The organism is Variovorax sp. 20P10.2.4 (genome assembly GCF_058244205.1).
This window is the reverse complement of record NZ_JBZAYE010000723.1, coordinates 1-3,429: the sequence shown is the minus strand read 5'-3', so window position 1 is coordinate 3,429 and position 3,429 is coordinate 1. Positions and strand designations below refer to the sequence as shown.

2 protein-coding genes are annotated in these 3,429 nt (G+C 68.3%); both read left to right on the top strand.

What is annotated here, in order from left to right:
* The first annotated feature begins 42 nt into the window (after positions 1-42).
* Entirely contained in the window at positions 43-1,020 is a 978-nt protein-coding gene (locus AC27VN_RS36350) for a DUF58 domain-containing protein (protein WP_490879772.1), read from the top strand.
* A gap of 646 nt (positions 1,021-1,666) precedes the next feature.
* Positions 1,667-3,429, top strand: a 1,763-nt coding sequence (locus AC27VN_RS36345; protein ID WP_490879771.1) for a transglutaminase TgpA family protein, incomplete at its 3' end; no start/stop codon positions are given.

Here is a 3,429-nt window from a genome sequence, read left to right as displayed (position 1 = left end):
GGTCGAGCAGGTGCGGGCGATGATCGCGGCGGTGCCGCTGCCGTGAGCGCCGCCGGCGCCATCCGCTCGCGCATCGACGGCTGGTTCCTCTCGCGCCGGCCGCCGTCGGACACGCTCGAGCTCACGCAGCGCAACGTCTACATCCTGCCCACGCGCGCCGGCTGGACCCTGGCGCTCACGCTGCTGGTGCTGCTGGTGGCGTCGATCAACTACCAGCTCAACCTCGGCTACCTGCTGACCTTCCTGCTCGCGGGCAGCGTGGCGGTGGGCATGCACGTGTGCCACGGCACCTTGCGCGGGCTGGCGATGCACCTGATGCCGCCCGATGCGCATTACGCGGGGAGCGCGGCGGTGTTCCGGGTGGTGCTGCACAACGCGCGGCGCGGGGTGCGCTACGGGATCGGGATGGCGGTTCGCGGCAGCGGGCAATGGGCGTGGACCGATGTGCCGGCGCAGGGCAGTTCGACGGTGGAAATCGCTTTTCTGCCGGAGCGAAGGGGGTTGCATCCGGTGCCTGCGTTGACGGCGGAGACGCGGTTTCCGCTGGGCACTTTTCGGGTGTGGACGGTGTGGCGGCCGGCTTCGCGGATGCTTGTTTATCCGGCGCCTGAGGTGCATCCGCCGCCCTTGCCTGCCGGTGAGCCGTTGTCGGGGTCTGCGGCTGTTTCTTCTGTTGTGCGGTCTCTGGGGGCTGGGGAGTATGACGGGGTGCGGGCTTATCGGCGGGGGGATCCGTTGAAGCTGGTGGTCTGGAAGAAGGCGGCGCAGGCGTTGGCTGCGGGGTCCGAGGAGTTCGTGAGTCGGGATGCTCAGCAGACGCAACGCGAGGAACTCTGGCTGGATGCACAGGCTACTGGGTTGGCTGATGTTGAAGGGCGGGTTTCTCGGTTGTGTGCCTGGGTGTTGATGGCGGATCGGTTGGGGGTGGACTATGGGGTTCGTGTTGGCGGGCGGGTTTTGAAGCCTTCTCAGGGGGAGGCGCATCGGAGGGCTTGTTTGGAGATGCTGGCTCTATGTTGACTTCCTGGGTTTGGGTTGTTCTTGGCTTTGCTCCTCGTGCGGAGGGCGTTGGCCGGGTCTCGCCCCGGCGGGCGACTTACTTTTCTTGTCTCGCCAAGAAAAGTAAGCAAAAGAAGGCGACCCCACTGTCTGTGTCCCTCCGCTTCGCTGCGGGCAACCTGCGGTGCTCGGAGAAAGCGGGGGTCCGCAGAACTCGCTCCACTTCGTTGCGCTCAGACAGCTGCGGCCCTGATCCCGCTTTCTCCTGCGCTCCTCGGCACAGCCAGAGGGGACTAGGGTCAACGCGCCATGGCGCGTCCTTGTGTGGTGAGTGCGTATGCATAGGCCCCGGGTCTTCTTCCACCGGGGCCGAGCGAAGCGAAGGCCCGTTGGGTCTTGGTGGCCGAGCGCAGCGACGGCCCGACCCACCCCTCTGGCTGCGCCGAGGAGCGCAGCGTTTCGCGGACAAGGGCTCGCAGCTGTTTGAGCGAAGCGAGTTCTGCGAGACCCCGCGAAACGCGAGCACCGCAGGTTGCCCGCAGCTTCGCTGCGGGTCGCAGACAGTGGGTCGCCTTTTCTTTGGTTACTTTCTTTTGGCGAAGCAAAAGAAAGTGACTCGCCCGCCGGGGCGAGACCCGGCCAACAGCCTTCATAAGAAACCAACCTCATGAAGAAGCTAACGATGGCGACATTGCCAAGAGACACAAGAGACACCCTCTTCCTCCTGGCAGTCATAGCCTTCATCATCCTCCCCCAGGTAGACCACCTCCCCTGGTGGTGCACCACCCTCACCACAGCAGTCCTGATCTGGCGCGGCACCCTCGCCGTCCAATCCAAACCCCTCCCCTCCCGCTGGTGGCGCATCGCCCTGCTCGTGGTGACGGTCGCCGCCACCTTCGCCACCCACCGCACCCTGCTGGGCCGCGACGCCGGCGTCACGCTGATCGTGATCCTGCTCGCACTCAAGACGCTCGAACTGCGCGCGCGTCGCGACGCCTTCGTCGTCTTCTTCCTGGGCTTCTTCGCGATGCTCACGAACTTCTTCTATTCGCAGTCGCTCGCCACCGCCATCACGATGCTGCTCGCGCTGCTGGGCCTGCTGACCGCGCTGGTCAACGCCCACATGCCGGTGGGCCGGCCGCCGCTCGCACAGGCGGCGCGCACCGCGGGCTGGATGGCGCTCGCGGGCGCGCCGATCATGTTCGCGCTGTTCCTGCTGTTCCCGCGCTTCGCGCCGCTGTGGGGCACGCCCGGCGACGCGATGGCCGGCCGCAGCGGGCTGTCGAACACGATGCGCGTGGGCACCATCGCCGAGCTCGCGCTCGACGGGCGCGTGGCAGCACGCATCAAGTTCGACGGCAACCGCGCGCCGCCGCAGAGCCAGCTCTACTTCCGCGGCCCGGTGCTCGCGCAGTTCGACGGCCGCGAATGGACCGCGCTGCCGTCCTGGCGCCGTGGCGCGGCCGGCTCCGAGCTGCGCACCAGCGGCGAGCCGCTGGGCTACGAGGTCACGCTCGAGCCCAGCAACCGTCCCTGGCTGCTGACGCTCGACGCCGCACCACGCGCACCCGAACTGCCGGGCTACGAGGTCACGGGCAGTTCGGACCTGCAATGGTTCGTGAACCGGCCGCTGTCGGACCTGGTGCGCTACCGCGCCCAGAGCTACACGCGCTTCGAGAGCGGCCCCGCGAACAGCGCGAACACGCTGCGCGCCTACCTCGCGCTGCCGCCCGCATCGAACCCGCGCACCGCGGCGCTCGCGCGCGAGATGCTCGCCGACCCGGCGCTGGCCGGTGCCGCCACGCCCGCGCTGGTGCAGGCGGTGCTGCGGCGGCTGCGCACCGGCGGCTACAGCTACACGCTCGAGCCCGGCGTCTACGGCAACGACACCGCCGACGAGTTCTGGTTCGACCGAAAGGAAGGCTTCTGCGAGCACATCGCCTCGGCCTTCGTGGTGCTGATGCGCGGCATGAACGTGCCGGCGCGCATCGTCACCGGCTACCAGGGCGGCGAGCTCAATGGCATCGACGGCTACTGGGTGCTGCGCCAGAGCGATGCCCATGCCTGGGCCGAAGTCTGGGAGGCCGGCAAGGGCTGGGTGCGCGTCGATCCCACCGGCGCGGTGGCACCGGGACGCGTCGGCCAGTCGATGCGCCTCGTGCAGGCGCCGGGGCTGTTCGCGGGCGCGGTCATCGCGATGAGCCCGACCTTCGCGCAGAACCTGCGCGCGACCTGGGAGGCCGTCAACAACGGCTGGAACCAGTGGGTGCTCAACTACACGCAGAGCCGCCAGCTCGACCTGCTGAAGAACATCGGCTTCGAGGCGCCGAGCCTCGAGGACCTGGCCTACGTGCTGCTCTACCTGCTGGTGGGCGCGAGCCTGGCCGGCGCGCTCTGGACGCTGTGGGAACGCAGCCAGCACGATCCCTG